This is a genomic window from Cryobacterium sp. MP_M3, assembly GCF_015752155.1.
Taxonomy (GTDB): Bacteria; Actinomycetota; Actinomycetes; order Actinomycetales; family Microbacteriaceae; genus Cryobacterium.
Map to the genome: position 1 here is coordinate 1 of NZ_JADOVI010000021.1, position 26000 is coordinate 26000.

Annotated in this window: 21 protein-coding genes and 1 tRNA gene; 8 read left to right on the top strand and 14 right to left on the bottom strand. The window is 64.6% G+C overall.

Features of this window, described 5'->3' with window-relative positions:
* Positions 1-50 precede the first annotated feature (50 nt).
* The 5 genes from IWX89_RS16750 to IWX89_RS16770 form a co-directional block, all read right to left on the bottom strand.
* Positions 51-1988 (bottom strand): DUF262 and DUF1524 domain-containing protein, encoded by a 1938-nt coding sequence (locus IWX89_RS16750; protein ID WP_196904677.1) that lies wholly within the window; start codon positions 1986-1988, stop codon positions 51-53.
* Between the two features lie 70 nt (positions 1989-2058).
* Entirely contained in the window at positions 2059-5247 is a 3189-nt protein-coding gene (locus tag IWX89_RS16755; protein WP_196904678.1) for a type I restriction endonuclease subunit R, read from the bottom strand.
* A complete protein-coding gene (locus tag IWX89_RS16760) occupies positions 5247-6449 on the bottom strand; it encodes a restriction endonuclease subunit S (RefSeq protein ID WP_196904679.1) in 1203 nt (400 codons plus the stop codon). Before IWX89_RS16760 ends, IWX89_RS16755 begins: the two co-directional genes overlap by 1 nt.
* Complete coding sequence (locus IWX89_RS16765) at positions 6446-8074, bottom strand: class I SAM-dependent DNA methyltransferase (protein ID WP_196904680.1); 1629 nt, start codon at positions 8072-8074, stop codon at positions 6446-6448. Before IWX89_RS16765 ends, IWX89_RS16760 begins: the two co-directional genes overlap by 4 nt.
* Positions 8074-10251, bottom strand: coding sequence for a hypothetical protein (locus tag IWX89_RS16770; RefSeq protein WP_196904681.1), 2178 nt, complete (start codon positions 10249-10251; stop codon positions 8074-8076). The genes IWX89_RS16765 and IWX89_RS16770 overlap by 1 nt, the downstream gene beginning before the upstream one ends.
* Positions 10252-10561: 310 nt before the next feature.
* On the opposite strand from IWX89_RS16770, the gene IWX89_RS16775 reads away from it, so the two are divergent.
* Both IWX89_RS16775 and IWX89_RS18630 read left to right on the top strand, forming a co-directional pair.
* On the top strand, positions 10562-11119 hold the full coding sequence (locus tag IWX89_RS16775) for a hypothetical protein (RefSeq protein WP_196904682.1): 558 nt from the start codon (positions 10562-10564) through the stop codon (positions 11117-11119).
* 58 nt (positions 11120-11177) lie between these two features.
* On the top strand, positions 11178-12065 hold the full coding sequence (locus IWX89_RS18630; protein WP_231383432.1) for an Ltp family lipoprotein: 888 nt from the start codon (positions 11178-11180) through the stop codon (positions 12063-12065).
* Here IWX89_RS18630 and IWX89_RS16785 read toward each other — a convergent pair whose 3' ends face one another.
* The 4 genes from IWX89_RS16785 to IWX89_RS16800 all read right to left on the bottom strand — a co-directional run bounded on the left by IWX89_RS16785 (position 12066) and on the right by IWX89_RS16800 (position 14613).
* Positions 12066-13178 carry a hypothetical protein gene (locus tag IWX89_RS16785; protein WP_196904683.1) on the bottom strand — a complete coding sequence of 371 codons (1113 nt, stop codon included), beginning with the start codon at positions 13176-13178 and terminating at the stop codon, positions 12066-12068.
* A 25-nt stretch (positions 13179-13203) separates the two neighbouring features.
* A complete protein-coding gene (locus tag IWX89_RS16790) occupies positions 13204-13581 on the bottom strand; it encodes a hypothetical protein (RefSeq protein WP_196904684.1) in 378 nt (125 codons plus the stop codon).
* A gap of 44 nt (positions 13582-13625) precedes the next feature.
* On the bottom strand, positions 13626-13967 hold the full coding sequence (locus tag IWX89_RS16795; RefSeq protein WP_196904685.1) for a hypothetical protein: 342 nt from the start codon (positions 13965-13967) through the stop codon (positions 13626-13628).
* Positions 13968-14037: 70 nt separating this feature from the next.
* The gene (locus IWX89_RS16800; RefSeq protein WP_196904686.1) at positions 14038-14613 is read right to left on the bottom strand and encodes a hypothetical protein; all 576 of its coding nucleotides are present in this window, start codon (positions 14611-14613) and stop codon (positions 14038-14040) included.
* A 906-nt stretch (positions 14614-15519) separates the two neighbouring features.
* Between IWX89_RS16800 and IWX89_RS16805 the strand changes: the two genes are divergently transcribed.
* The 4 genes from IWX89_RS16805 to IWX89_RS16820 all read left to right on the top strand — a co-directional run bounded on the left by IWX89_RS16805 (position 15520) and on the right by IWX89_RS16820 (position 19736).
* On the top strand, positions 15520-15822 hold the full coding sequence (locus tag IWX89_RS16805) for a hypothetical protein (protein ID WP_196904687.1): 303 nt from the start codon (positions 15520-15522) through the stop codon (positions 15820-15822).
* On the top strand, positions 15819-16724 hold the full coding sequence (locus IWX89_RS16810) for a hypothetical protein (protein ID WP_196904688.1): 906 nt from the start codon (positions 15819-15821) through the stop codon (positions 16722-16724). Before IWX89_RS16805 ends, IWX89_RS16810 begins: the two co-directional genes overlap by 4 nt.
* Positions 16725-16815: 91 nt before the next feature.
* Positions 16816-17814: a tyrosine-type recombinase/integrase gene (locus IWX89_RS19050; RefSeq protein WP_196904689.1), complete on the top strand. Its 999-nt coding sequence runs from the start codon at positions 16816-16818 to the stop codon at positions 17812-17814.
* Complete coding sequence (locus IWX89_RS16820) at positions 17811-19736, top strand: hypothetical protein (protein WP_196904690.1); 1926 nt, start codon at positions 17811-17813, stop codon at positions 19734-19736. Before IWX89_RS19050 ends, IWX89_RS16820 begins: the two co-directional genes overlap by 4 nt.
* Before the next feature lie 248 nt (positions 19737-19984).
* Here IWX89_RS16820 and IWX89_RS16825 read toward each other — a convergent pair.
* Positions 19985-20058: transfer RNA gene (locus IWX89_RS16825), tRNA-Pro, on the bottom strand.
* A 290-nt stretch (positions 20059-20348) separates the two neighbouring features.
* Here IWX89_RS16825 and IWX89_RS16830 point away from each other — a divergent pair.
* Positions 20349-20825, top strand: coding sequence for a hypothetical protein (locus IWX89_RS16830; protein ID WP_196904691.1), 477 nt, complete (start codon positions 20349-20351; stop codon positions 20823-20825).
* A 73-nt stretch (positions 20826-20898) separates the two neighbouring features.
* Positions 20899-21492 carry a GNAT family N-acetyltransferase gene (locus IWX89_RS16835; RefSeq protein ID WP_307836611.1) on the top strand — a complete coding sequence of 198 codons (594 nt, stop codon included), beginning with the start codon at positions 20899-20901 and terminating at the stop codon, positions 21490-21492.
* Positions 21493-21565: 73 nt separating this feature from the next.
* Here IWX89_RS16835 and IWX89_RS16840 read toward each other — a convergent pair whose 3' ends face one another.
* From IWX89_RS16840 to IWX89_RS16855, 4 genes are all read right to left on the bottom strand, one after another.
* Entirely contained in the window at positions 21566-22480 is a 915-nt protein-coding gene (locus IWX89_RS16840; protein WP_196904692.1) for a hypothetical protein, read from the bottom strand.
* Between the two features lie 233 nt (positions 22481-22713).
* The gene (der, locus tag IWX89_RS16845; RefSeq protein ID WP_196904693.1) at positions 22714-24228 is read right to left on the bottom strand and encodes a ribosome biogenesis GTPase Der; all 1515 of its coding nucleotides are present in this window, start codon (positions 24226-24228) and stop codon (positions 22714-22716) included.
* The gene (cmk, locus tag IWX89_RS16850; RefSeq protein ID WP_196904694.1) at positions 24225-24911 is read right to left on the bottom strand and encodes a (d)CMP kinase; all 687 of its coding nucleotides are present in this window, start codon (positions 24909-24911) and stop codon (positions 24225-24227) included. The genes der and cmk overlap by 4 nt, the downstream gene beginning before the upstream one ends.
* Positions 24912-24915: 4 nt before the next feature.
* On the bottom strand, positions 24916-25998 hold the full coding sequence (locus IWX89_RS16855) for a prephenate dehydrogenase (RefSeq protein ID WP_196904695.1): 1083 nt from the start codon (positions 25996-25998) through the stop codon (positions 24916-24918).
* Between the last annotated feature and the right edge of the window lie 2 nt (positions 25999-26000).

Below are 26000 nucleotides of genomic sequence, written 5' to 3' on the forward strand. Positions count from 1 at the left end.
GAGGCCCCGGGCGACCTGCCCGGGGTCGCTACCACCTCGTCAGAACTGCGCTACCGCCTGCCTGGACTGGCGCTACCACCAAGCGCTACTCGCCAGTCGAGGAAGTTGGTCTCAGCTTTGAATGCCACGTAGAGCTTGAGGAAAGTCCTCGTAATGAGGGAATCCAACGATAGCGTCTCGGCGCTCAAACGATCGAATAGCTTGCGCCGTGCCGAGGACAGTAGGTAGGGGTGATCCGCGATAGAGAATCCAGATTCCTGTCGTGTTTGCTGGAACTCTGCGATCACATCTGTGGGGAGTTCGGGCCTTGTCCAGATCCTCGATGCGTCTTCTGCGAGGCGCTTGGCGCGGTGCTCAATTTCAGTGGCGTTCCAGCCCTCGAGCTGACCCAATCCTCTGTTTAGGCGCAACGGGCTGTCTTTGAATCCGCCGTCCATGTCACGTTTCTTTACGAACGGGTGGTCTGAATACTCGGAGTTGTATCCCGTGAGCGTGAGATTACCGAGAGTGTGCAGATAGGTGTGCTGCACGTCCTGCCAGTCGGCGCCAAGGTCGGCTTTCCATACTGCTGAGAGGTTTTCATTCTGCGGCAGGATGTGCTCGATCGTGTAATCTTCGATCGTTACGCGTTCCTTCCGCCCATAGTTTTCCAACATTCGAAGAAAATAGGAACGACGTCGGAAGTTGTACAGATCTGTGGATTGCAGGGCAGCTCGAAACTCGTCGTCGGTTGGGAATGCCCTGTAACTCGTGAGACTGAGGAAGTGGGCTTTCACGCTCTCGACGTATCGGTCCTTGCGCACTGCCGCACCAAATCCAGCGAAGGTCTTATTGAGGGAGTTGGTGGGGACCCGACACACAGCGCGACGGAACACGTATGACGTCACCATCTGCACGATCTCGAGCAATTCGTCACGCGTGATGGTGCCCAGATCAAGGTCGCTGTAAGCCTCAAGCAGAAGCGGATAGACAACATCCGCCTTGATCTGGTCGAGGTCCTTGAACGCTTCGCGGAGCTTTGGATCAGGATCATTGCCGAGGGCTATCGCGCAGTATCGACGGGCGTACTCGCGAAGCTCGATAACTAGTGGGTCTATGGTGTCGTCGTCGGATGCGAGGGACGTCGAGTAGTCCTTGAAGGCTTCATAAATATCGCCGAGACGTGGAATTGAGCCAGTCTTCACCGTTAGGAAGTGACGGACGAATTCGTCGAACTGCGTCTCGTCCGCACCGGCAAATTCGAGTTCCATTGGGCGCCAGTAGGCAGAATAGAGCTTTTCCTGAGCCTTCGGCGGCAAGTCCATCAATACGTAGTTGCGAATGAGGTCGGCCTGGGAAAGCTTCTTCCCCGTCGAATTCATTGCTTCGAAGACCAACTGCGGATTGTCAACGTTTCGCGTCAGCGTCACATCGACAACCACGAGTTTGTCGAGACCCTTGCACACTGCTGACAGGTCCAACTTCGAGTCGTTTAGCTTCCGCACGAAGAAGTTGTAGTTGTCGACCACACGCGTCGACGCATCGTCCGATGGCTCAACACCCTGCAAAATTGAGATCAACGCACCCTTATCGCCTTGCGAGAGGATTAGTTTGAATTGACGCTCACCGTCTTCATCCTCATCCAGGAGGTAACGGTTCCTGATCTTCTTCGGCGAGAAGCCTTCCACGGGCTCCCTCTGGCCGTCCGGCAGTTTCTCAAGGTGCGTAGCGAGCGCTGCAAGCAACAAAGTGACCGTCGTGACGCGTTGCTGGCCGTCGATGATGAGGTCAGGCTCTGTAGAAGTGTTAGTTGACTGGTCCTTCGCTACATAGACAATGGAGCCCGTGAAGTGCGCACCCAACTTCTCATTCTCTCCGGCTCGGATGATGTCTGACCAGAGCTGATTGCACTCTGATTCCTGCCATGAATACACCCGCTGGTAGATCGGGACCACAAACTGGCTGCTCTTCTTCAGGAGCGTGAGCAGATGGGAATCGACGGCCTTCAAAATACCTCCGGTGGGACACTAATGCTCAGGTTGAAGAACAAGGGCGTTCGGCAATGCGAACAATGGATGATCAAGCCGCGCGCTCTTCGCTGTACCTCGGGGCCATCGACTCCATCTGCTCCATGACGAGCTTGATGGCCTCGGGCTGACGGTCCGGCGGGTAGCCGAACTTCACGAGCAGACGCTTGATCGAGGAGCGCAGCTTGGCGCGCACGTCGTCGCGCACGGTCCAGTCTGTGCGCACGTCTCGTCGCATCACGGCGACAAGCTCCCGAGCGATATCGGCCAGCACGGTCTCGCCCTGCACCTCAACCGCCGACTCGTTCTGAGCCACCGCGTCGTAGAACGCGAGCTCGTCGTGGTTGAGCGGCGGCGCGAAACCGGCGCCGCGGTTCGCTTCCGCGGCGACCTCACGGGCCAGGGCCACGAGCTCTGCAATCACCTCGGCCGAGGTGAGTTGCTGATTCGTGTACTTGTTCATCAGCTCGGAGATCCGGTCCGAGAAGGCGCGCTGCCGCACGAGGTTGTTGCGCGTCGTGCGCACCGCCTCATCGGTGAGCAGCTTCCGCAGCGCCTCGATCGCGAGTTGCGGGTTGCGGGCCTGCTGCGTCTTCGACACGAACGATGGCCCGAGGTCGTCGAGCGACGGCTTGGGCATCCCGGCTGCCTCGTAGATGTCGAGCACGTCCCCCGACGAGGTAGCGGATTCGAGCAGCTCTCCCAGCAGGCGCTGCACGTCTTCGGGAACGGGCTGCCCCGACGCCTGGCGTTCGGAGGCATCGTACTTGGCCATCCAGACCCGGATCTCTTCATAGATCTGAATCTCCGGACGCCGTTCCTTGAGTTTCGGCGATCCCGACCCTGAACTCAGCGCCCACGCTCGGGACAGCTGCCCCGAGTAGCGCCGGTAGGCGGCGGCGAGGGTCTCGGAACCCTCGGGTACCTTGTTGCCGGGAGTGGCGGCATCCCGTAGGTAGTTGACCGACCCGGACACCGCGTTCAAGTATCGTTTGGGTCCGGGCACGGCAAGCACGGCCCGCCAGTCGTAGCCGGCCAGCATCCCGCGCAGGGTGTCAACGAGCGTCAGTGTGAGGCTGATGGCCTCGTCGATGTCGCGGCCCATCGGCTTCTTCGCCTGGTCGGAGGGGGTGTACTCGCGCAGCGCCTTGGCCAAGTTGTCGGCGAGCGGCGCGTAGGCCACGAGCAGGCCGTCTTCTTTGCCACGAAATGTGCGGTTCACTCGCGCAAGGGTCTGCATGAGCAGCGCGCCCTTGAGCGGCCGGTCGAGGTAGAGGGTGTGCAGCGGCGGTGAGTCGTAGCCGGTGAGCATCATGTCTTTCACGATCACCAGTTGCAGTTCGTCGTCGACGTTCTTGAGGCGTTCCTTGATCGTGGCGTTCTGCGAATCCCGGCGCACATGGTCGGCAATCGGCGGCACATCCGATGCCGAGCCCGAGTAGACCACCTTGATGACACCCTTGCCGAGCTCATCGGAGTGCCAGTCTGGTCGGAGGGCCACGATCGCCGCGTATAGGTTCGCGCAGATCTCCCGCGTTGCACCCACGATTATGGCCTTGCCGGGCGCCTCAATGAACTTGGTCATCTGCGAGCGCCGGTTCTCCCAGTGCGCCACGAGATCGGCGGCGAGGGCAGCGATGCGCTCGGGCGCTCCATAGACGGCGTTCACCACGGCGACGGATGCCTCGATGCGCGCCCGCTCGGTGTCGTCGAGCCCCACGGTGGCTTCGTCCGCCGCCAGGTCAACGTCTTCGCCGGTGAGTTCTGCGGCGAGGCCCACCTTGATAAGGCGCGGCTCGAAGTACACCGGCACCGTGGCACCGTCATCGACGGCCCGCGACAGGTCGTAGATATCGATGTATTCACCGAAGACATCTTGCGTATTGCGGTCATCGAAGGAGATTGGCGTGCCGGTAAAAGCGATGAGGGTGGCGTGCGGCAGGGCATCGCGCAGGTGGCGGGCATAGCCGTCGAGATCGTCGTAGTGACTGCGGTGCGCCTCATCGACGACCACAATAATGTTGCGGCGGTCGGAGAGAAGCGGATGCTCCACCCCCGCCTCTTTCTCGGCCTGACTGATCCCGAATTTCTGCAACGTGGTGAAGTAGATGCCGCCCGTGGTGCGGTCGGTCAGCTCCCGTCGAAGTTCGCTGCGCCGCTTAATCTGCACGGGTGTTCCCGGCAGCAGCAGGCTCGCCGCAAACGTTTCGTAGAGCTGCCCGTCAAGCTCGTTGCGGTCGGTGATCACCACAACGGTGGGGTTCTTCAGTTTCGGGTGCCGCGTTACCAGGTTGGTGTAGAGCTCCATCTCCATGGATTTGCCCGAACCCTGCGTGTGCCACACCACGCCGGCCTTACCGTTGCTCTGCACCGCCTGAACGGTGGCGCCGACTGCTTTGGTCACCGCAAAGTATTGGTGCGGTTTGGCGATGCGCTTGGTGAGGCCGGCCGATCCTTCGTCGAACGCGGTGAAGGAATGCGCCAGCTGCAAGAATCGCTCTTGGTTGTAGAGGCCGTAGAGCGCCACCTCCAGGGCGGTGTTCGCATCCCAATCGTTCACATCGCCGAACTTCACGACGCTGCCGTCGTCGTTAACGTTCCAGGGCGAGAAGTGGTTGAGCGGAGTGAACGGCGTACCGTACTTGGCAATAATGCCGTCACTCACGAGCGTAAACACGCAGAACCGAAACGCCATCGGAAACTCACGCAGGTAGGTCTGCAGCTGCGCGTGCGCCGCCGCCACATCGGCGGTGGCACTACCAGCCTTCTTCAGCTCCACGATGCTCACCGGCATGCCGTTGCAGTACAGCACGAGATCGAAGCGGCGCTTGAGGTCTGGCCCGGTCAGAGTTACCTGGTTCACCGCGAGCCAATCGTTCTCGCTCGGCTCATTACTGAGCAAGCGGATGCTCGCATTCACCTCATTGCCGTCGTCACCAATGTAGGTAAGCCGGTACCCGTCAACCAGATACCCGTGGATGCGCTGGTTCTCCGTAATCGCATCCTGCGACTTCGGCAGGGCAATCTCGGCAAGCGCCTGCTGCAGGTACTCCCCCGGAACGCCCGGGTTTAGCCGCCGCAGCGCCGCAAGCAGCCGCGGGCGAATGAGCAACTCGTCCCAGCTGTCCCGCTCACCCGAGCCCGGGGCGATCTTCTCCCCCAGCGTCGGCTTCCAGCCGAGCGGCTCGCCCAAAAAGTCGAGCGCGACCTGTTCCCATTCCGCTTCCGAAAATCCCGCCATCAGAGCACTCCCTCCAGTGTCTTCTCTGCATCCCTCACCCGAAGCTTGCCAGACATCAGCTGCGGGAGCAGCGCGTCCCGGGTTACGGCGAGGGTTTCGTTCTCTGCGAACATTGCGTTCTGCAATTCCTGCAACGTCCGAAGCCTCCGCCCCAGAGCGACTTGACTTTCGCGGGCAGGCAGCGCTACTTTCATTTTCGCAAGCTCGGTCCGCGATAGTTCCGTTTGACCTGTACTGCCTTCAGCCATCTCCTCGAAAGCTGCCTGCATACCGAGTAAAGCGTGCCCAGCACACGTCGGATTTGCCCGGTCCGAATCGATTCGGACGATGGTGATATGTGAGTCAACCGTGACCGGTCCTGCGAAAGGAAGCGTCCAACGGGCCACACGACCGAGTGTTCCTTGACCGGTCGAATTGATAAGAATGTCTTCGAGCTGAAGAATCTTGTCAGCCCGCACTCTCCCTGAAACGGTCAATCGAGAAGGGCCCACACCAACGCGCTGGCCACGAATACATTTCTGATTGAGCACAACCATGGCATCTACGTCATCCGAATACGACGGAGAAACTCCCCTACTAAGTAGCGTGCTCATTTCCCCAATGGCTAAGACATCTGAACCGGGCGTAATAATGGAAGAGTAGATTGACGCTGCCAACAACGCCGAGGTTTCCGCCATGTTGGCGTTGGCGGCGATTTTGTCGTCGAGTGCCCCCAGCACCTCTGCGATTGCCCGCTGCTCAGCCACACTTGGCGTCCGATACGAGAATGATCGAATGGTGCCTGCACTCAGGTTTTGCTGCGCTGCTCCCGTGGCCAGCGAGACAATTCGCTGGCGGTCGCTGAGCAAGGCGTAGAACAGCCAGCGACCGTCGCAAACATTTGGATCAGATATCATCGCGCAAGAAGCCTGGTTGCAGGTCGCCGGCTCAGAAAGTACACCAAGTGCCCCGACTGTCGCTCCATACATGGCCATCAATACAGTGCCTTGCGGCAGCAATTTGGCAGAGGACGCGGCCACGGCTTCCTCGGTAATTCGTTCTGAATAGTCAGTTACATAGCTGTCATTCAGCTCTCCTGTCTTGATCCATGGAACCGTACCGCCAGAAAAATACTCCGGCCGGGACCGACTCGGCGTACCGCCGCTGGTGATCTTGGTACAGAGCTCGTCGATATTGCGAAGATCCCAGTCAAGTGAGCTCACGAAACCTTTCCTAACTGCTCGCGCACGACCGCCGCAAGACGGTCGGACTCCTCGAACTGTGCGAAGAGGTCGGCACTGAGTCGCGCGATCTTCTCCTCGATCGGCTCGCCGTCTTCCTCTACCTCCGCAGCCCCCACGTAGCGGCCGGGTGTGAGGGCATAGTCGGCGCCCTTGATCTCAGCGAGAGTCGCGGAGTAGGCGAACCCGGGCTCGTCGGCATACTCGAGGCCGGCATCCGTCGCCGAATTCGTGCCACGCCAGGCGTGGAAGGTGCCGGCGATCTTGGCGATGTCCTCATCCGACAAGGCGCGCTCGGCGCGATCGATCATGTGGCCGAGGTTGCGGGCATCGATGAAGAGCACCTGGCCGGTGCGGTCGATGCTGCCGTGGGTGCCGGCGGTCTTGTCTTTGGCGAAGAACCAGGTGCACACCGGAATAGCGGTGCTGCGGAACAGCTGGGTGGGCAGGGCAATCATGCAGGAGACGAGGTCGGCTTCGACGAGTTGGGCGCGAATGTCGCCCTCGCCGCCGGAGTTCGACGACATGGAGCCGTTCGCCATGACGACGCCGGCGCTGCCGCCGGGGGCGAGCTTGGAGATGATGTGCTGAATCCAAGCGTAGTTGGCGTTGCCGGCCGGGGGCACGCCGTACTTCCAGCGCGGATCGCTTTCGCTTCGAGCCCAGTCCTTGATGTTGAAGGGCGGGTTGGCCAGCACGTAGTCCGCGCCCTTGTCGCCGGTGAGCTCGGGGTGCTGGTCGCGGGCGAAGGTGTCGCCCCAGCGGCTGGAGAGGTTGCCGTTGAGGCCGTGGATGGCGAGGTTCATCTTGGCCATGCGCCAGGTGCGCTCGTTGAGCTCTTGGCCGTAGACCGAGATGTTGGAAGCCTCGGCATTGTGCGATTCGAGAAACTTTTCCGCCTGCACAAACATGCCGCCGGAGCCGCAGCACGGGTCGTAGACGCGGCCGTGGGTGGGTTCGAGCACGGAGACGAGCACGCGCACGACGCCAGCGGGGGTATAGAACTCGCCGCCGCGCTTGCCCTCGGCGGCGGCGAACTTCTCCAGAAAGTATTCGTAGACCTCGCCGAGAATGTCGCGGGCTTTGGAGGCGCCGTGCCCTGTGAAGCGGGCCGAGTTGAGCAGGTCGAGCAGCTCGCCGAGGCGGCGCTGGTCGAGGTTGTCGCGGTTGTAAATGCGCGGCAGGGTGGCGGCGAGACTCGGGTTGTCGGCCATGATGAGTTCCATTGCATCATCGATGAGGAGCCCGATCGACTTGGGCGCCTCCCCCGGCTCGGCGGGCAGGCCCTTGGCGTTCTCGGCGAGGTAGGTCCAGCGGGATCGGGCGCCTACCCAGAACACACCGCGGCCGGTGTATTCGTCGACGTCGTCGATGAGTTGGGCGATCTGGTCGTCGTTCAGGCCGTCGGCGGAAAGCTCGGTGCGAATCTGCTCGCGGCGCTCGTCGAAGGCGTCGGAGACGTACTTGAGAAACACCAGACCCAGGATGACGTCTTTGTACTGCGAGGCATCCATCGAACCGCGCAGTTTGTCGGCGGCCTTCCACAGGGTGTCTTTCAGCTCTTTCATGGTCGACGGCACGGCGGCGACTTTGATCTTGGGTGCCACTAGTTGGTTCCTTCCAATGGAGCGAATGCGTGTGAAATGTGTGGGCCGACGGTCTGGGAGACAGTCAGGCTGCCCGCGGTGACGCCTGCCATCAGCAGGGAGGTCAGCTCGTCGAGGTGGGCGAGACGTTCGTGCGCCCGTTCCTGTTCCAACCGTACCGAGGCGAGGGCGTCGGCGAGCGCAGCACGCTGCCGGTGGTGCACCTGGCGCAGCGGCCAGCGCTGCCAGCGCCGGTGCCCGGGCGGGAGCGCCGTGATGTCCGCGGCGACAATCTCGCTGAGGAGCCCGTTCGGGTCGTCGGGGTTGATCCGCAGGATGCGGGCCGGAAAGAGCACCACCGAGGTGCCCTCCCGGTCGACGATCGCGGCGGGGCGCGGCACGGTGGTGAACACCACGTCGCCGGGTTCCGACACACGGCCCGAGGGATAACCGGCCGCGAAACGCAGCCGGTCGATACGGCGGTGACCGAGCGCGGTGTCGCCGAGAACTTCGGCCGGGCCGATGAGACGGATGCCGCCCGCGCGCAGCCCGCCCTCGAAGATGTCGTCGGCGATGTCGTCGGCGTCGAGGCGGTTGCCCGGGACGTACCGGAGATGTGTGGCGGCGAGGAGCTGCTCGATCGTGTGAGGTGCGGCGGAGCCGGCGGCGGTGTGGGCGGCCGAGCCGGTGCGGCCGGTGGGGCCCGGCACGCTCGTCGACACCCGGGCGAGCCCGCTGAGGCCGGGCGCGGCATCCGTTTCGGGGGTCAGCAGGGCGAGCAGCTCGTCAACCCGCACGGCGAGCGCGGCGCCGTGCGTCTGGGGTGTGGTTGCAACGGTGCGCGCGCCGGCGATGAGCGAGTCCCGGCTGGCGAGCAGGGTGCGGGTGAGCACGAAGCGCGCGAACCGGAAGGCGTGGGCGCGCACCGTGCCGCGGTCGCCCAGCGCGGCGATGAGGTCGCTGACCAAGTCATCGATCACCGCCTCGGTCGGGGGCGTGGTCGTGAGGTCGGCGACCATAGTCCAACGGTCGGCGAGGGGAACGTGCGCGTGCGCGGCCCCGAGCACCCAGAGCGCCTGGGCCTGCTGGGGCTTGTTGGTGAGCAGCCCGGCCGGCAGGCGCACGATCGCTCGCACCCGGCCCGAACGCAGCAGGGTCGAGCGCAGTTCGTCGCTCTCGCGGGAGAGCCCGGCATCGTTGAGCACGGCCGAGGGGGCGATCACCACGCCGAGCTGGTCGTTGGTCATCTGCAGCACGATCTGGTCGATCGCCGAGAGCATCTCGGTCGGCATCATCGCCGTTCGGTTCGCCGGAGGCAACTGCGCGATGTGCACGGCCGTTTCCGTGACCGCGAATGCCCCGGACTGCTGCACCTCGAGGCCCAACCGGGTGATGCCGTGCACGAGCAACCGCCTACGCAGGAGCCGCGCGGAGTCGCCGTCGTCGTTCGGGGTGAGCACAGTCAGGTCGCCGCCGGCGTCGGCGCGGGCGTGGGCGACGGCTAGCAGAATGTCGCCGGCGCTCCCGGTTGCATCTACGAACACCGGCTGCAGGCTCGCGGGATCGTTGCCCTGGGTGGTGGCGAGTGCCGATGCCGTCAGCGCCAGGAGCTTGAGGGCAGGGCCGCTCAGTGCGGTATCGCCTCGGGTCGTGTCGCTCTGCCCGTGGGGGTCGAACCGGAACCGGTCGGCCAGGATGCGCTCGAACGCCGGGGCCTCCCCGTAGGCGGCCTCCACGAGTGCGTCGACGTAGCCGACCAGTGACCCGCGGGCCGCACCGATGTCGTCGATCTCCCGGTAGAACAGGGCGTCGTCGGGGTCGTGCTCGTCGGCGGCGTCGAGCAGATCGGCGTCGGAAAGAGTGCCGAGCGGTGTGCCGAGCTGGCCGCGCAGGGCGAGCAGCGCGGTCACTGCGCGGAGGGTCGACCCCGCGGCGCCGGCCGAATCGTCGGGCGCGGCGTGGCCCGCGGCATCCATCGCCGCTTCGGGGTTGTTGCCGCGGTGCGTGGCGGCGAGCCACACACCCACCTGGTGTGCATCGAAGAGTTCCTGGCCGCGCCGACGGCTCACCGGGGTCGGGAACGGGGTATCGCTGCGGGCGGCGCGGGTGCGCCAGACCGAGACGACCGGGCGCTGCACCCGGGCAAGGGCGGCGATGTCGGACATCGTCATCAGGAGCGTCGGCTCAGACGTGCTCATTCGCGCTCCCCCTCTGCTCGTCGTGTGCCTGCTCGTGTGTCTTCAGGTTAGGGCAGTGCGGCCCTTTCGCACGTTTTTTGCTGATAACCCCTGTTATCAGCATCGAACAAAGCTTGGGTGACCCCTCGGCCCTAGCGTGTCGTTGTGCCTGATCCATCCGAAGTTTCAGGCATAGGCAGGCGGCGCACGGTCACGGGGGGAACGTCCGCGCACCGCCTGCTCCCACCACTTCACCACTAGGCGCCTTGCTCCGGGTACACCACGCCCGGCACTCAGCGCCTGGGCAGAACACGCACAGGAGATCACGGTCATGACAACAGACGAGAACGGCGTTCCGAGTGTCGAGACGGCCGCCACGGTCATCGACGATCCGACCCCAGGACGGGCGCCGTCTCCGGAGGCGACATCGGCCATACCCCCGGTACCGCTCACGGCGACCCCGCCGGTGCTCAGCACCCGCGAACTCCGGATCGGTGCCGCCGGCCTCGGCATCGGCCTGGTCGTCGGAGTTGTCGGGTCGCTGCTCGCGGCATCCGTGGCCGGCGGGATCGGCTCGATCGCGAGGGGCAGCCCGATGACGGCTGCCGCCGCGACCTGTGAGATCGAGTCCAACCCCTGGATCACCGTGGGCGACGAAGGCCGCAGCGTCTCGATGAAGAGCAAAGGCGGGGACTCGGCCGGTGCCGACTTCGAGGATCTGGCCTGTGTGCTGCTCGAGCTCGACACCCCGGACAGCGTGATCAGTCGGATCGACAGCACCCGCGCTCTCGACGGGCGCCAGACCGGCACCTGGGACGGCTTCTCCGCATCGTGGGGCTACCACCCCGACAACGGCCTCGACATCGTGATCGAGACCGCAGCCGAGTAACCCTTTCTTATCTCACACAGCACCGCTCAGACAGCACCACTCGAACAGGAGACACAGCATGACTGACACCAATCACCTTTCATCCCCGACCGGCATTCCGGCCGCGCAGCAGGAACAGCCGATTCCCCGCACTCCCCCGGCACCGCAGCCGGGCGCCCCCGCCGGCTCTGCTGGGCGACTTGGGCCGGTGCTCGTCTCGAACAAGTCGTTCGTGCTCACCTGGCTGTTCGCCCTGCTGCTCGGCATCTTCGCCGTGGACCGCTTCTACCTCGGCAAGATCGGCACTGGCCTGCTCAAACTGTTCACCCTCGGCGGCTTGGGCGTCTGGGTACTCGTCGACCTGATCCTGGTTCTCACCGGAACCCAGCGCGACAAGCAGGGACGGATGCTGGCCGGCTATGACCAGAACAAGAAGATCGCCTGGATCGTCTCCGCAGTAGTGATCGCACTCTCCATGCTCATCTCAGGGGTGAATGCCGCGACGAATCCGCAGGAGGCAACATCCTCTGCGGTGGCACCGGTAGCCACAGCGGACTCGGTTGAGACGACAGAGCCGAAGCCAGTCGAGACGACGGCCCCGGTTGAGGAGGCGGCACCGGTTGAGGAAACGCAGGCGCCCGAGCCTCCGACCCCGGCTATCCCGGCAGACTTCGCCTCCGCGCTGGTCAAGGCCACGAGCTACTCGCAGAACATGCACATGAGCAAGACCGGACTCTACGGCCAACTCACCTCGGAGTACGGCGAAAGATTCTCGCCGGAGGCCGCACAGTACGGGGTGGACAACGTGCAGGCCGACTGGAACGCCAATGCTCTCGCCAAGGCGAAGTCCTACCAGGAGACTATGGCCATGTCCCCGGAGTCGATTCGTGAGCAGCTCACCAGCGAGTACGGGGAACAGTTCACCGCCGAGGAAGCCGACTTCGCAATCCAGCACCTGAACGACTAATCAGTCGCCACAGCGAGAACCCCGCCCACGCGCGGGGTTCTCGTCGTACCAGGCCTGGACAGCGGCGACAGCCCTGTACAGCTGCTCGGATGAGGTCATTGCGAGTGTGCGCGGAGAGCGAAGACCGTGGCCGCAATACTCACCGCCACAGACACCGCTGCTGCCAAGATCGAGCAGGACGTGGGGAGGGTTGCCTCGATCGCCAGTTAATGGCGGCTGTGCCTTTGCGGTTATCGAGCGCAGCCGTGTTCTTTTCGTGGGTCCTTCTTTGCCCCCATCCCGGGTGATGAATTCCAGTCCAAGGGTGCGCACGTCGAGGATGGCCTGGCTGGTCGCGGATGCTGAGCCGCCTTGATCCAGGATCACAACACGTGTCTGGAATTCCCGGACGCCGGGGCTGTAGGTGACCAGTTCGTCGATGTGCCGGTGGTAGTGGCCGCCGAGGTAGAGCCGGGGCCGTACCTGCAGGAACCCGCGATAGAACATGGCTCGTCCTTCAGCGGAGTACTTGAGGCCGGCTGGCGGCCACCCGTGGTCTGTTGCCGCCATCCACGCGTCCAGGGTCGGCAGGTGCAACGGTGCGTCGTGTCCGATGAGCACGTCGGCATTTCCACACCCGAGCGTGGTGAGGTCTGCCTCGGTGATTGACTCTTCCGCCCAGACGGAACGCCCCAAGACACGATGTCCGATATCGACCGAGTTGTCGCCACCGAGGGCAGCGAGGGTGTCGAGGCTTTCCTGCCAGGTGTGGTTGTGGGGATCCCACTCAAATGCCAGTGAGACGTCGAGCCGAAGGATCGGGTATCGGCAGAGTTTGTCTTCGAAGCGGCGCTGGTACCGGGCCCATTCGCCCCGGCGCCGTTTTTCCGTGGGGAGAGTGGCAAGGTTTCGGGTGCGCTCGCGCGGGCTCCGCCCGTTTTCACGCCAGTAGACTTCGTAGCCATAGGGGGCAGTGACCCAGCTGGCTGGGCGTTTGGCTGTGGTCGGTCGGGAAGCGACGCGGGCAGGGCGGGGCTGGCAAAGGAGTGGTACACGGAGGGTGACAACTACGTCGCGGCCTGTCAGCGTTCCCTGACTCGACGCTTGAATTTTGAGAGTCTGCGGGGCTATCACCGTCGGGTCAATACTGGATACGTAACTACCATTCGACGGTCGCCTGATTCCGCGCTTTCTCGACGAGCTCGTCCTGATGGTGCAGGTACTCAACAGGTCGGTCTCCACTGAAATAACCGGATGGGGAGCACAGCCAAATGACGAGATCGTCTTGCGCCCAACTCACTTCGGCCGCAAGCGCAACCAGTGCAGCAACGACAGGTTCAACGTGCCCAGCCACGAACTGGAAACCAGGAAAGACGTAGTCGCCTCCACGCTGGACCGCGAGAAGTTGGCCACTTTCCCGCAGCTGGGCCACCAAATCAATCTCGCCTTCCGGCATGTTGAGGGTCTTCAACACCTCATCGGCAGTGAGTAGTCCCCACGTCGCATCTATCTCACGCCAGAACGATTCAATCCTCATCGGCTTCTCCTGTTTCCTCAAACGAACCGGGACCGCTCAGCGCGTCAGAAGAGGATGTCTGTTCCCATGATGCCCAGCGGGTCGTATATTTTCGATTCGTCAAGCTCGAGAGATCCTGCCGCGCAGCACTCCCGCTCGCAGGTGCGGCCGTTGTGAAAGAAATCCAGGGCTTGCTCCAACATTGACGATGTCTGTCCGACTGCCATGTTGTAGGTAGATGCTCTGTTCATGACGTTTCGGGTGGCGGAGTTGAGCGAACTCCGAGTACCGCCGTTCTCAAAGTCGCTGAAGAAGTCGATGAGGCTGGCAAACCAGGCCTCCCGCAGTTCGTTGAGTTCATGGTCAGCCTCGAGGATTGAATTGATTGTTGGGTCTTCGTGTCTCATAGGCTCATCTATGCGCGGGCTGGAATCGAGGTGTCCACATCGACGCTCCACGGGCTCGGCGCACGTGGTGCTAGGGCTCATCGATGCTGCCCGCCCGCTGTTGGACGTACGTCCGAACACGAAGTACGTCAGCGACTGTCAATCCGATATCTGGCTTGGTGCCGACCAGGAGTGAGGCCGTGCTTCCGAAGGTCTGATGAATACTCCGGCGTTGCGGTGTCCATGGACCGCGATCCTCGTCGCCGAGTAGGTCGTCGACCATGACGAATTCCTGATTCGTCACGACAGGGCTGACTGCTTGCGTCTTGATCCAGATGTCGCGAAACATCAGGTCGCCCTGTCGCGTGCCAACCGTGGCTACACGCCATGGTCCTCCGTGCAGGCCGAGCGCGGGAATCAGGAAGTTGGCGCCGGCGTCCCACGTCGTGCACCAGATTGGCTCGACGAGTCTCTCGTCGATCAATTCGTTCAAGGCGGCAACCGCGGCAGTGCTGACCCAGGCATGCTGTGGATACGGGTCAGGGGCGAACGACGGGAATCTTTCCAAGTCCCCCGACACCGCAGCGTTCTTGCGGGGCATGGCGCAGAGTCCGCCGTCAACATCCAGAAAGAGTGGAGTTCGGGTCACCGCGCGATTCGCTCCCATGTCGTCCTCTCAAATCTGTCTCGAGGTAGGGCTCAGGGACGGCGCGCCGCCGTGCCTCGAACTCTGTTTGAACGAACCTACAGCTTCGCCTTCTATCTGCCACCGAGAATGCAGGGCGTTGTCACAAGCTCGGTGTTTCACCCATTCCGGCCGCGAGGTCCAGCAGGTGGGTCAGGAGAATGGCGCGGTCCTTGCGGAGGGTACCCGTTTGAAGTTGGCGAAGTTGGCGTCTGAGCCAGCGGGCGAGAGTGAACTCGGCCCGCTCTGAACCGTTCAGGTATGGGAGCCGGCCGTGGTCTCGAAGGTGCCGCAGGCATGCGGCAAGTTGCGCTTGCCACACGCGTTCGAGAGGGTCCCAGTCGAAGGCAGGCGAGACGTCGAGCCGTATCTTCTGGTAACTGGTGAGAGTGTCTGGGAAGCGGCGCTGGTACCGGGCCCATTCACCCAGGCGGCGCTCGTCGCCGGGCAGGGTGGCGCGGTCTCTGGTGTTCTCGCGAGGGTTTCGCCCGTGGGTTCGCGCGTAGTCCTCGTAGCGGTGGAGTGCTGCGACCCAATTGGCAGCTCGCTTGGAGCTTCCGCCGTGTTCTGGCTCTCGCCCTGAGGGCAGGAGTCTGTCCGCCTCAGCGTAGGACGCTGACTGTGCGTCAGGTTCTCCGGTCTGTCTCCACAGCTTGACGGCCCTCGCGTAGTGGTCTGCCGGATCCGTTGTGTGCCGCATGGTGCGCCCTTCCGGGTCGCAAGAGTTGCGGCCTCACCCGGACCTATGCGCGGTGCTGCGGAAGGTCACGGCGCGCGGGTTTGTCGCTGAGTCGGTGGTTTGTTTTCCGGCATTTGCCTAGCGTTGTGCTTCAGCGGCGCGAGTCATTCGGCAGGCGGGTGTCTCCGCCGCGAGAACGGGGATGGAGCATGGACGCGCTGACGGATGAGGCAACAGGCCGCTACCTCGTGATGACGGAATCCGGTAGCAGCTACACCCTCGACTTCAACCGGCGTCTGTTTCGGCGAACGACAAATTCGACTCTCGTGGCTCGTCGTGGCCTCCGCCGCGACGGCGAGGACGTCGACCTTGTCGAGGTCATTCAGTGCCGTCTGGGCAAGCCCCTTCTGTTGCTGATCAACCTGTGGGTTCCAGGCGTCTGGTTCACAACACGCGAATCCACCCCCGTCGTCCGTATCGAACCGCTGCCTGAGGATTCGGGCACGCCATGACCGCGGAGGCTGTTTTGCCGCTCGACTACCGGCCAATCAACGCCTTGCCCTATTGGGACACGATCGGCGAATTCGTCACCGAGGCCGTCGATGACACCGCGAGCATCTCTGGTCGTGACAAGCGGTCGCTGTATCCGGCCACCGTGGCATTCGTGCTGTGGTGCTGGCAGAGCCGAGGCACACCGTTGGAACGGCCGCGCATCTTCCGCCGAGCCATCGTCGAAGAGTTCATCCATCTCGGCATGACGGCCTATGCCCGCGGCAGCAAAGCCACACATCGGGCGACCCTGTCTCTCATGGTGGAGGCGCTGAACCCCTCCGAGGCGGTTCGCCTGCAGCGCGCAATCCCACGCTCGGCTCCGACGAGGCCCTACACACGCGACGAGGTCGCAGCGCTCCACAGTTGGGCGGCAGCACAGGGCACACCACGACGCCACCGTGATGCCATTGCCCTCCTGGCTCTTGGGCTGGGCGCCGGCCTCGCCACTCGGGAAATCCTCGGAGCTCGGGTCACCGACTTGGATACCCGCGATGACCAGATGCACGTGATCGTGTGGGAGAGCCGTCCGCGCGTCGTTCCGATCCGCCTCGACTGGCAGCGCCCCCTTCGCCGAATCCTCGGAGATCTCGACCCGGCCGCGCTGATCTTCCGTCCGGGTCGAACAGGCGCAAGCCCAGGACAGATCACCGACTTCCTACTGAGGTCGCGCACCGAACTGGATGTACGACCCAGCCGGATGCGCACGACGTGGCTGCTCGAACATCTCCAAGCCGGCACACCTCCTCGAGAATTACTTCGGATTTCCGGACTGAAGAACCTCGCAGCCCTCGACAAAATCGCCGTATTTGCCCCCAAAACAGGGCACAGCATCACGTCGCACGCAGGCCGCAAATCGATCTGATCAGGTATTTCAGTAGCGGCGGTGATGGGCGGTGTTTGGGAAGGGCCTCTGTCGCCGACAGCTTTGGGGACGCCCCACGCACATAACGTTCGTGAACAGAAAAGACCAACTCAACGACATTTTCATTGCCGACTCGGCGACCTACGCGCACCTTCGCGCTTTGGACCCGGAGATTCCCGACTACGTGTGGGGAATCATCGTGCGGTTCAGGCCGCACGTCTCTCCCGTGCAATGGGAGGCCGTACGGGAGTTCACCATCGAGAACGCCGTGCGGATGCAGCCGCGCACTTTCGACGCGACCCGTCGGCTCATGTCGATGTCGGCACGGTTTGCCGCCTGGGTGTGGACGACAACGGGCACGCCGCTCACCGTCGACCGCGTGTACACGCAGAACAACGTGTCGCGGTATCTGCATGCGTGTCTACCGAAGCACTCTGAATCCCACCGCTGGGGATTTGTCCGGCAGGTCGGCACCGTTGCCGACACTCTCGCGGGCACCGGCATCAAACGTCTCCCGGCGCCTCACCCAGCCGGTCGTCGCCCCTTCACAGTCTCCGACGCCGCCACCATGCACAGCTGGGCCGCAAGCCTCACGACCGACCTGAAACGACGAAACGCCTGGGCCCTCCTCGGCCTCGCAGGTGGCGCCGGCCTCCGCGCAGACGAAATCATCGACACGCGAATCGGTGACATCGAAGTTGTCGCCGGACGGGTCTTCGTGAACATTCCCGGGAAGCGTCCCCGCCGAGTCCCGGTCATGCATCTCTGGAACCGCACCCTGCTGCGCAGTATCCAGGACCGCACCAACCCCGATGACTTCGTTTTCCGCGGCTATCGCTGGGACGAATATCGGCCGCGGGTCATCCAGAGCTTCCTCTCCGAACATCCAGCCCGGGTGCGAGCCACCGTGTCCAGACTGCGCTCAACCTGGATCATCGCCCAAATCGACAACGGACTCCCGGTCCCTGTGCTCCTCGCCATCGCCGGGTTCGCCTCCGCCCAGAGCCTGGACAAGCACCTCGTGCATGCCAAACCAACGAACACAGACACCTACGTCGGCCTCATCATCGGCGAAGAAGTCGCCCGATGAGCGCCGGCGACATCGACTACGCGTTCAACGGATACGAACCCGACCTCGGCGGAATGACGCAGGCCGAGGTCATGGGCCGCGGCCACATCCACCAACTCATTGACGACGCCACCGTGGCCCTCATGGAAGGCCGGGTTCGGAAGACCGGTGTCCTGGAGCGCCTGCAGGACTGGAGGGACGAAGATGCCGCCGCGTTCAGTATCGGCGGACGCCCTTCCCTCATCTCAGAACGAGCCATGCTCACCGGAATGCTACTGCTGGCCAAAGAGGGCACCGCGATGCACCTGACGTGCGTGCGTGACCTGTTCATGTTCCGCCTCAGCGACGCCTCCCGAACACTCCTCGGCCTGCAGGCCCCTTCGGCAGCTTTTGTCGGTCATATTGCGGAGAAGAACCGTTGGTACGCCAACACCAGCCGGGCCTTTCACCGCATCAACGACCTGATGGACCCCTTCCCTCAGGAACGCCGCCACTCCAAGACGTACACCCAAATTCAGGAAATCCTCCGCGCGCACGACGGGGTGCTGGCCGACAAACGCAAAGCCCGATTGGACGAATTCACCAAGCTATTCCTGGTCATGACCTTCAACGAGCAGTCACGCGACATCCGCCGCGCCTCCAAGAAGGTCGATATTTCCTTTGACCAGACGTACGTCGGCGCCCCGACAAAAAGGGGGTACTCGCACAAGACTCTCGCACAGCGAGTTGCAGACGAGGCCAAAGTCGAAGAAAAGCGAACCCTCAAGCCTGGTCCGGTGGATGCCTTCGTTGGCTGGCACGTCACGACCGGTGAACGCGTCGACATGCCCAAAGGGGAAATCGACAACACTGCTCCAAACAAGAAAGCCGGATTCGCAAACTTCCGGTGGGGCTGGGAAATCAACATCGCCGTCCGCGTCGACTCCGAAGCCCCCGGACAGCACAGGTTCCCCGGACTCGCCGTCGCTGCAACGATGAGCCTGCCCAACGTCCGCGTCGCCGAAGAAGCCGTCTCCCTCATGAGAGCGACCAAAGCCCTCGGGCTGGAGGCTGGCGTCGGGGACGCTGACAAACAATATTGGGCCAACTCGACGCCGGAACGACTCCATGACGATGCGCTCAAAGAAGGCTTCACTCCATCAACTGACTACCGCATCACCAACTTGGGCGCCAAAGGCGGCTACCGCGGCGCCCGCTTCATCGAAGGCGGTACCTACTGCCCCGGAACCCCCGAACCGCTCCAAAACGCGACGAAGGAACTCCTGGGCAACATCATCGACACGGCGACCTACCGGGAGCGCATTAAGAGCCGCACCGCATTCCAGCTCCACGTCAAAGAGAAACCCGATGCAAAGGGCCGCGTCGTGCTGCGCTGCCCAGCCCTCGGTCCCAGCCCGACCGTGACCTGTCCCCTCCGGGAGCTACTCAAGACCGTGACGGACAAAGCCCGACCCGCGGTCGACGGGGCAGACCTGCCCGACTTTGCCGACAAGATCTGCACCCAGCACTCCGTGGCCTTCGACACCGCACAGTTCGCGCGCACGGCGCAGGCCTTTGAATACGGCACCCCGGAATGGGACAAGTTCCACACCCACGCCCGCAACTCCATCGAGTCACTGAACAACCAGATCAAGAGCGGCGGAACCGAAGACATCGAATCCGCCAGCCGCCGGCGCGTCCGAGGATTCGGCGCCGCTCAGATCATCGTCACCATCCTGCTGACGAACTTCAACCTGCGCAAAATTGCTGCCTTCATTAGCGACAAAATCAAAGACGACGCCAAGAAGCACGTCCATGGGGAACCCGCTGTCCGTCTGATTCGCCGACGCGACCGCGAATGGCACAACCCCTACACCGACACCTACCCGGTCGGCGTTATGCGGCCGAACAAGACCAAACACCCTGCATCAGATGAGACCGGCGGACCACCGCTACGGACCTAACCGTCCCGCGACGGTCCACGTACTGCCCGAGAGGGCAAAACACCCAGCATTCGAGACAATCCGACGAGCGCGAAAACACCTGAAAACACGCTCAGCAGCCGAGAAGACAACCACAACTCAAGAATCGCGACCAGAATCGGACGCGAGAAGCCCTTAAACCAGAAATCGCTCCTGAGAATCCTCAGGAGCGATTTCTTTTTGTTTCGACCGGACCGTTTCGTGAACAGTTTCGCGAACGGCCCTGTGTGTCGGGCTGACAGGATTTGAACCTGCGACCCCTTGACCCCCAGTCAAGTGCGCTACCAAGCTGCGCCACAGCCCGCCGCTCCCGCACGCGGTTTCAAGGAACAAAACCAGCAGGAGACAACTCCGATAGCTTACCGCCTTCGGCGGGTGCTCGCGCACCGTTGGCGTCCCGCAATCGCGACGAAGACGGCTCAAGCCGAAAGCGGGAGGTAGGAATGGCACGTGCCGGCTGCCCGAGAGCGCGCGGAAAGGGCTCCCGGCAGATCGTTTCCGGGCCAATCCCCTGACCACGCATAGGAAACCCATAGACCGCGCCCGTAGCGTGACGCGAGGCTGGTCTCGGCCGCTCCCCCAACGAAGGAAAACATGTCCCGCAATAAATCTGACGTCCTGGCGAAAATTAACGTGCCGCTCGCACTCCTGTGGCTGGCCGGGTTCGTCGTCACCGCGGTGGGCTACCTGGTGATGACGTCCTCGAATGCCGCCCAGGCCCAATTCGCCAGTTCGGGCTCGCAGGACTACGCGACGTACTTCACGGCGCAGTCCGGCAGCACTCTCGGCACCACGCTGATGGGCGCCGGCGTGCTCGGGCTCCTTCTGGCGCTGGCTGCGCACGTCAAGACCCGCCCCGCCGAGATCGCTGAAGGCGGCGTGGTCGGCGCGGAGCCGGCTGAGGACTTCTTCGACGATGAACTCGACCTGTCCGGTGACGATCTCGACGCCGACGAGATCAGCGCCGACGACGCACTCGAGACGACCGGCACGGCCGGGACCGACGACGAAGCCGCCGCCCTGGGCGAGGCCGGGGTCGCGCCCGAACTGGAGCCGACGACCGCACGGTGAGCCGCCGAAATGAGCGTGCGGCGAGTTCGGTCCAAAACCCCCGTGCGCCGCCCTGACGCGGTAATTTGAACGCGTGACGCCGAACCCTGAGATCACCATCGCATCCGTCGAGACGGTGCCCTGGGACGACGTGCGCACCGTGTTCGGCAACCGCGGCGACCCGCACCGGTGCTGGTGCCAGTTCTTCAAGCTGCCCAACAAGGCGTGGGAGACCGCGGAACCCGCGCAGTGCGAGCAACTGCTGCAGGAACAGGTGCGCGCCAACGACCCGGCCCCCGGCGTGATCGCGTACCAGGGCGGCGAACCCGTGGGCTGGTGCGCGGTCGAGCCCCGGCCGAACTACCCAAGGCTGCGGCGGGCGAAGGTGGTCACCGAGGGCAGCCGGCAGGATGCCGACGACGCGTCGGTTTGGGCGGTCACCTGCTTCGTCGTGCGGGTCGGTTTTCGCCGGCACGGGATCGCGGCGGACCTGCTGGCCGGCGCGGTCGAGCAGGCGCGCCGGCTCGGCGCCCGGGTGATCGAGGGGTATCCGGTGGACACGGCTGAGCGGGTGAAGGCTCCGGCTGCGGAGTTGTACCACGGGACGGTGTCGTTGTTTCTCGGCGCGGGGTTCGAGGTTGTGGCGCGACCGACGGGTGACCGGGCGGTGATGGAGCTGGTGCTGTAGGGGTCGGGGGTCTCGACAGGCTCGACCACCGGGCCGGGGCTCGTGGTCTCGACAGGCTCGACCACCGGGCGCGTCAGCGGAGCTGGCGCCAGGGCGAATAGTTCGGCACTGACAGAGCGCCGGCGGCCCAACGCCGTTGCAGGGCACGCACGGCCCGGCAGCGCGGGAGGGTGGCTGTGTAGCGAAGCCGTTCCCGCGCGTTCGCGGCGGCGACGGCGGCCTGGGCCGGGGCCGATTGTTCGAGCGTGTAGACCAGGCGCAGGCAGTAATCTCGCGGCAGCAGGGCGCCGGGACCCAAGGTCAACAGGTAACCGGCGCCCTCCGCGGCCGCGTCCTCCGGCCCACGATCACTCGTGTCGAACTCGGCCGAGAAGATCCAGACCAGGCGGCGGTACAGGTGGAGAAGTTGCCCGGCGGTCGGCACGGCCGCCGTGAGCGTCGCGGCCGTCAGGTCGAGTTCGGCGGCGAGGCCGCGGAGAACCTGCTCGGCGCAGAGGGCCCCGGCGGGTTGGGCCCGGCGCTCGGCGTCCGCGGCTGTGGCCAGCCAGTTGGCGGCCCAGCGGTATTGCGCGGCCAGGTGGCGCACGGCGGCCTCGGTGACCTCGGCATCCGCGGTCAGTTCCAGCTCGCAGACCAGGAGTTCGTCGCTGAAGCGGGCCCGCGGCCCCGACAGCGCGCCGGCGATGTCCCGGGCGTCGTCGTGCGACTCGGAGAGGCGCTCCCCCGCGTCCGGGTCGCCCGGTCGGGTCACGGCGTCGGGCAGCACGACTCGCAGCAGCGGGTACTCCTGCAGGGCCGCCGACCACACGGCGCCGCGTGACGCCGGGGCGCCGGCGGCCGAGGCCACCAACACGGTCAGGGGCTCCTGCCGGGCGGAGAAGTGATTGTGCAGGTCGGCGCGCGGCATCTGGTCGTCGGCGCGGGCGCGCCGGGACCGGTTCGGCCAGGCGAGTGGGCGGGCAAGCGGCGAAGCTAGGGACTTTCGCATGGGGACGCATCCTTGACGTGGGACGGTGCACCGGAAGTTCGGGTTCCGGCGGAATGCGCCGGCCCCGCGGTGAGCGAAGCCGACTCAAGGGAATCTAGGGCAGTTCGACGCCGGGCGACACTCCCCCAAGGGGGGAACGGCCGGTCGCACGGTGAAACCGGACGTGCGGGCACGGAAAAGGCCGGGCATCCGTGGACTGAATCCACGGCTGCCCGGCCTCGGCCGGTGCGGCGTTAGCGCTTGCGCTTCTCGCGCACGCGCATGCTGATGTTGATCGGGCTTCCGACGAAGCCGTAGGTCTCGCGCAGGCGGCGCTGGATGAACCGGCGGTAGCCCGGGTCGAGGAACCCGGTGGTGAAGATGACGAAGGTCGGCGGGCGGCTGGAGGCCTGGGTGCCGAACAGGATGCGCGGCTGCTTGCCGCTGCGCACGGGGTGCGGGTGCTCGGCGGCGAGTTCGGCGAGGAACGCGTTGAACTTGCCGGTGGCGATGCGGGTGTCCCACGCTTCGAGCGCGGTCTCCAGCGCCGGAACGAGCTTCTCCATGTGGCGGCCGGTCTTGGCCGAGATGTTCACGCGCGGGGCCCAGGCCACGTGGGCCAGGTCCTGCTCGATCTCACGCTCCAGGTAGCGGCGACGGTCGTCGTCGATCTGGTCCCACTTGTTGAACGCGAGCACCAGCGCACGGCCGGACTCGAGCACCAGGTCGATCACGCGCACGTCCTGCTCGCTGATGACCTCGGTCACGTCGATGAGCACGACGGCGACCTCGGCCTTTTCGAGGGCGGCGCTGGTGCGCAGCGAGGCGTAGAAGTCGGCGCCCTGCGAGAGGTGCACGCGGCGACGGATGCCGGCGGTGTCGACGAAGCGCCACACCCGGCCGCCGAGCTCGACCTGCTCGTCGACCGGGTCGCGGGTGGTGCCGGCGAGCTCGTTGACGACAACGCGCTCCTCGCCGACGACCTTGTTCAGCAGACTGGACTTGCCCACGTTCGGGCGGCCGAGGATGGCCACGCGGCGGGGGCCGCCGACCTCCTGCTTGGCGACGGCGGAGATTTCGGGGAGCTTTTCGAGGATCGCGTCGAGCAGGTCGGCGACGCCGCGACCGTGCAGCGCGGAGACCGGCCAGGGCTGGCCGAGGCCGAGCGCCCACAGGCTGGCCGCTTCGGGCTCCTGGCGGATGTCGTCGACCTTGTTGGCGACGAGGAAGACCGGACGGCCGGCCTTGCGCAGCAGGCGCACGACGGCCTCGTCGGTGGAGGTCGGTCCCACGTTCGCGTCGACGACGAACATGACGACGTCGCAGAGCTCGATGGCCAGTTCGGCCTGGGCGGCGACGGATGCGTCGATGCCCTTGGCGTCGGGCTCCCAGCCGCCGGTGTCGACGAGGCTGAACTTGCGTTCGTGCCATTCGCCCTTGTAGGTGACGCGGTCGCGGGTGACACCGGGGGTGTCCTCCACGACGGCCTCACGGCGGCCGAGGATGCGGTTGACCAATGCGGACTTGCCCACGTTCGGGCGGCCGACAATGGCGATCACCGGCAGGGCCGGCAGGTACTGGATGGCGTCGGGGTCGTCAGTCACCGAGTCGAGAACGTCGAAGTCCTCTTCGTCGAGCTCGTACTCGTTGAGTCCGGTGCGGAGTGCGGCGGCGCGCTGGGTGACCAGGTCTTCATCGAGGTCGTCCAGTCGTGAGACCAGTTCCGTGTCGATGGCTGGGATCGTGTCGTCGAAGTCGTTGTTATTCATGCGAGTTCCTCGCGGCGTGTATTGATGACATCGATGACCGCGTCAATGGTCTGGTCGAAGTCGAGATGGGTGGAGTCGACGGTGATCACACCGTCTGCGGCGCTCATGAATTCGACTACCTGGGAGTCAGCGCGATCCCTCGATCGCAACTGTTCTGCCACGGTTTCAGCCGATTGGGTCGATATTTCCGCAGAGCGCCTAGCCATTCTAGCCTCTTCGGATGCGGTAAGGAGAATGCGCACCTCCGCCTCGGGGGCCACGACGGTGGTGATGTCGCGTCCTTCGATCACCACGCCGGTGCGCGGGGAGCCCGCGGCGATGGTGCGGAACAGCCTGGTGAGGTAGCTGCGCACCTCGGGGATGCGGGCCACGGCGCTGACCGCGGCCGACACCTCCGGCTCCCGGATCGCGTCGGTGACGACCGTGTCGCCCACCTGCACGTAGTACCGGTCGGGTTCGATCCCGATCGAGTAGTCGAAGCCGCCGAGCGCGGCGATGACCGCCGGCGCGTCAGCGGGGTCGATCTTTTTCGAGAGCACGTACCAGGCCAGGGCCCGGTAGGCGGCGCCGGTGTCGAGGTAGTCGAAGCCGAGGCGGCGGGCGACGGCGCGGCTGACGCTGGACTTGCCGCTGCCGGCCGGCCCGTCGATCGCGACCAGGTGGGGGCGGGAATGACGACCCATAGTTCTAACCAGCAATCCGCCAGCCGCGGGCGGCCAGCTCTTCGGTGAGGCGGGAAACCGCCTCGGGGAGAACGGAAATTTCGGCCAGGCCCAGCTGGGCGCCCGGCGAGTGTTCGAGCCGCAGGTCTTCGAGGTTCACACCGACCTCGCCGATCTCGGCCAGCAGCCGGGCCAGCTGGCCCGGGGTGTCGTCGACCATCACGATCAGCGACACGAACCGGCGGTCCTGGCCGTGCTTGCCGGGCAGCCGGGCCACCCCGGCGTTGCCGCCGGAGAGTTCCTCGGCGACCTTGCGCCGTGCGCCGGGCGCGGCCGGGTCGGCGAGGGCGTCGATGAACCGGTCGAGGTCGTCGCGGTAGGCGAGCAGGATGTCCCGCACGGGCTGGGCGTTCGCGCCGAGGATCTGCACCCACAGTTCGGGGTCGCTGGCCGCGACCCGGGTCACGTCGCGCAGGCCCTGGCCGGCGAGGTTGAGGGCGGAGCCGGGGGCATCCGTCAACCGGCGGGCCATGATCGTGGAGACGACCTGGGGAACGTGGGAGATCAGGGCGACGCCGCGGTCGTGCTCTTCGGGGCTCATTTCGACCAGGATCGCGCCGAGGTCGAGGATAAGGTCGTCGATCGCGGTGGCCTGCTGGTAGCTGATCGCGTCGTGCGCGGCGACGACCCAGGGCCGGCCGACGAACAGGTCGGCGCGGCCGGCGAGCGGTCCCCCGCGTTCCCGGCCGGCCAGCGGGTGCGAGCCGATGTAGCGGGACACGTCGGCGCCGCGGGCACGCAGTTCGGCGAGGGGCGCGAGTTTGACGCTCGCGACATCCGTCACGATCGCCTGCGGGAACGCCTCCAGCTCGCGGGCGACGATCTCGGCGGTCACGTCGGGGGGAACGCAGACGACGATCAGCTGGGGCGCATCGCCGGGGGCTGCGACCCGGCCGGCGCCGTAATCGACGGCGATGCTCAGGTTGGTCGGCGACGCGTCGGCGAGGATCACGTCGATGCCCCGGTTGCGCAGGCCGAGGCCGATGCTGGTGCCCAGCAGGCCCGCGCCGACGACGCGCACCGGTCCGATCAGTCGACTCTCGACCATGG

Excerpts from the sequence above, each read along its gene's own strand:
- IWX89_RS16790 (WP_196904684.1), bottom strand. The coding sequence starts at position 13,581 with ATGAGGATTGAATCGTTCTGGCGTGAGATAGATGCGACGTGGGGACTA.
- cmk (WP_196904694.1), bottom strand. The coding sequence starts at position 24,911 with ATGGGTCGTCATTCCCGCCCCCACCTGGTCGCGATCGACGGGCCGGCC.
- IWX89_RS16840 (WP_196904692.1), bottom strand. The coding sequence starts at position 22,480 with ATGCGAAAGTCCCTAGCTTCGCCGCTTGCCCGCCCACTCGCCTGGCCG.
- IWX89_RS16810 (WP_196904688.1), top strand. The coding sequence starts at position 15,819 with ATGACCGCGGAGGCTGTTTTGCCGCTCGACTACCGGCCAATCAACGCC.
- IWX89_RS16795 (WP_196904685.1), bottom strand. The coding sequence starts at position 13,967 with ATGAGACACGAAGACCCAACAATCAATTCAATCCTCGAGGCTGACCAT.
- IWX89_RS18630 (WP_231383432.1), top strand. The coding sequence starts at position 11,178 with ATGACTGACACCAATCACCTTTCATCCCCGACCGGCATTCCGGCCGCG.
- IWX89_RS16800 (WP_196904686.1), bottom strand. The coding sequence starts at position 14,613 with ATGGGAGCGAATCGCGCGGTGACCCGAACTCCACTCTTTCTGGATGTT.
- IWX89_RS16830 (WP_196904691.1), top strand. The coding sequence starts at position 20,349 with ATGTCCCGCAATAAATCTGACGTCCTGGCGAAAATTAACGTGCCGCTC.
- der (WP_196904693.1), bottom strand. The coding sequence starts at position 24,228 with ATGAATAACAACGACTTCGACGACACGATCCCAGCCATCGACACGGAA.
- IWX89_RS16755 (WP_196904678.1), bottom strand. The coding sequence starts at position 5,247 with ATGGCGGGATTTTCGGAAGCGGAATGGGAACAGGTCGCGCTCGACTTT.
- IWX89_RS16855 (WP_196904695.1), bottom strand. The coding sequence starts at position 25,998 with ATGGTCGAGAGTCGACTGATCGGACCGGTGCGCGTCGTCGGCGCGGGC.
- IWX89_RS16820 (WP_196904690.1), top strand. The coding sequence starts at position 17,811 with ATGAGCGCCGGCGACATCGACTACGCGTTCAACGGATACGAACCCGAC.
- IWX89_RS16805 (WP_196904687.1), top strand. The coding sequence starts at position 15,520 with ATGGACGCGCTGACGGATGAGGCAACAGGCCGCTACCTCGTGATGACG.
- IWX89_RS16775 (WP_196904682.1), top strand. The coding sequence starts at position 10,562 with ATGACAACAGACGAGAACGGCGTTCCGAGTGTCGAGACGGCCGCCACG.
- IWX89_RS16770 (WP_196904681.1), bottom strand. The coding sequence starts at position 10,251 with ATGAGCACGTCTGAGCCGACGCTCCTGATGACGATGTCCGACATCGCC.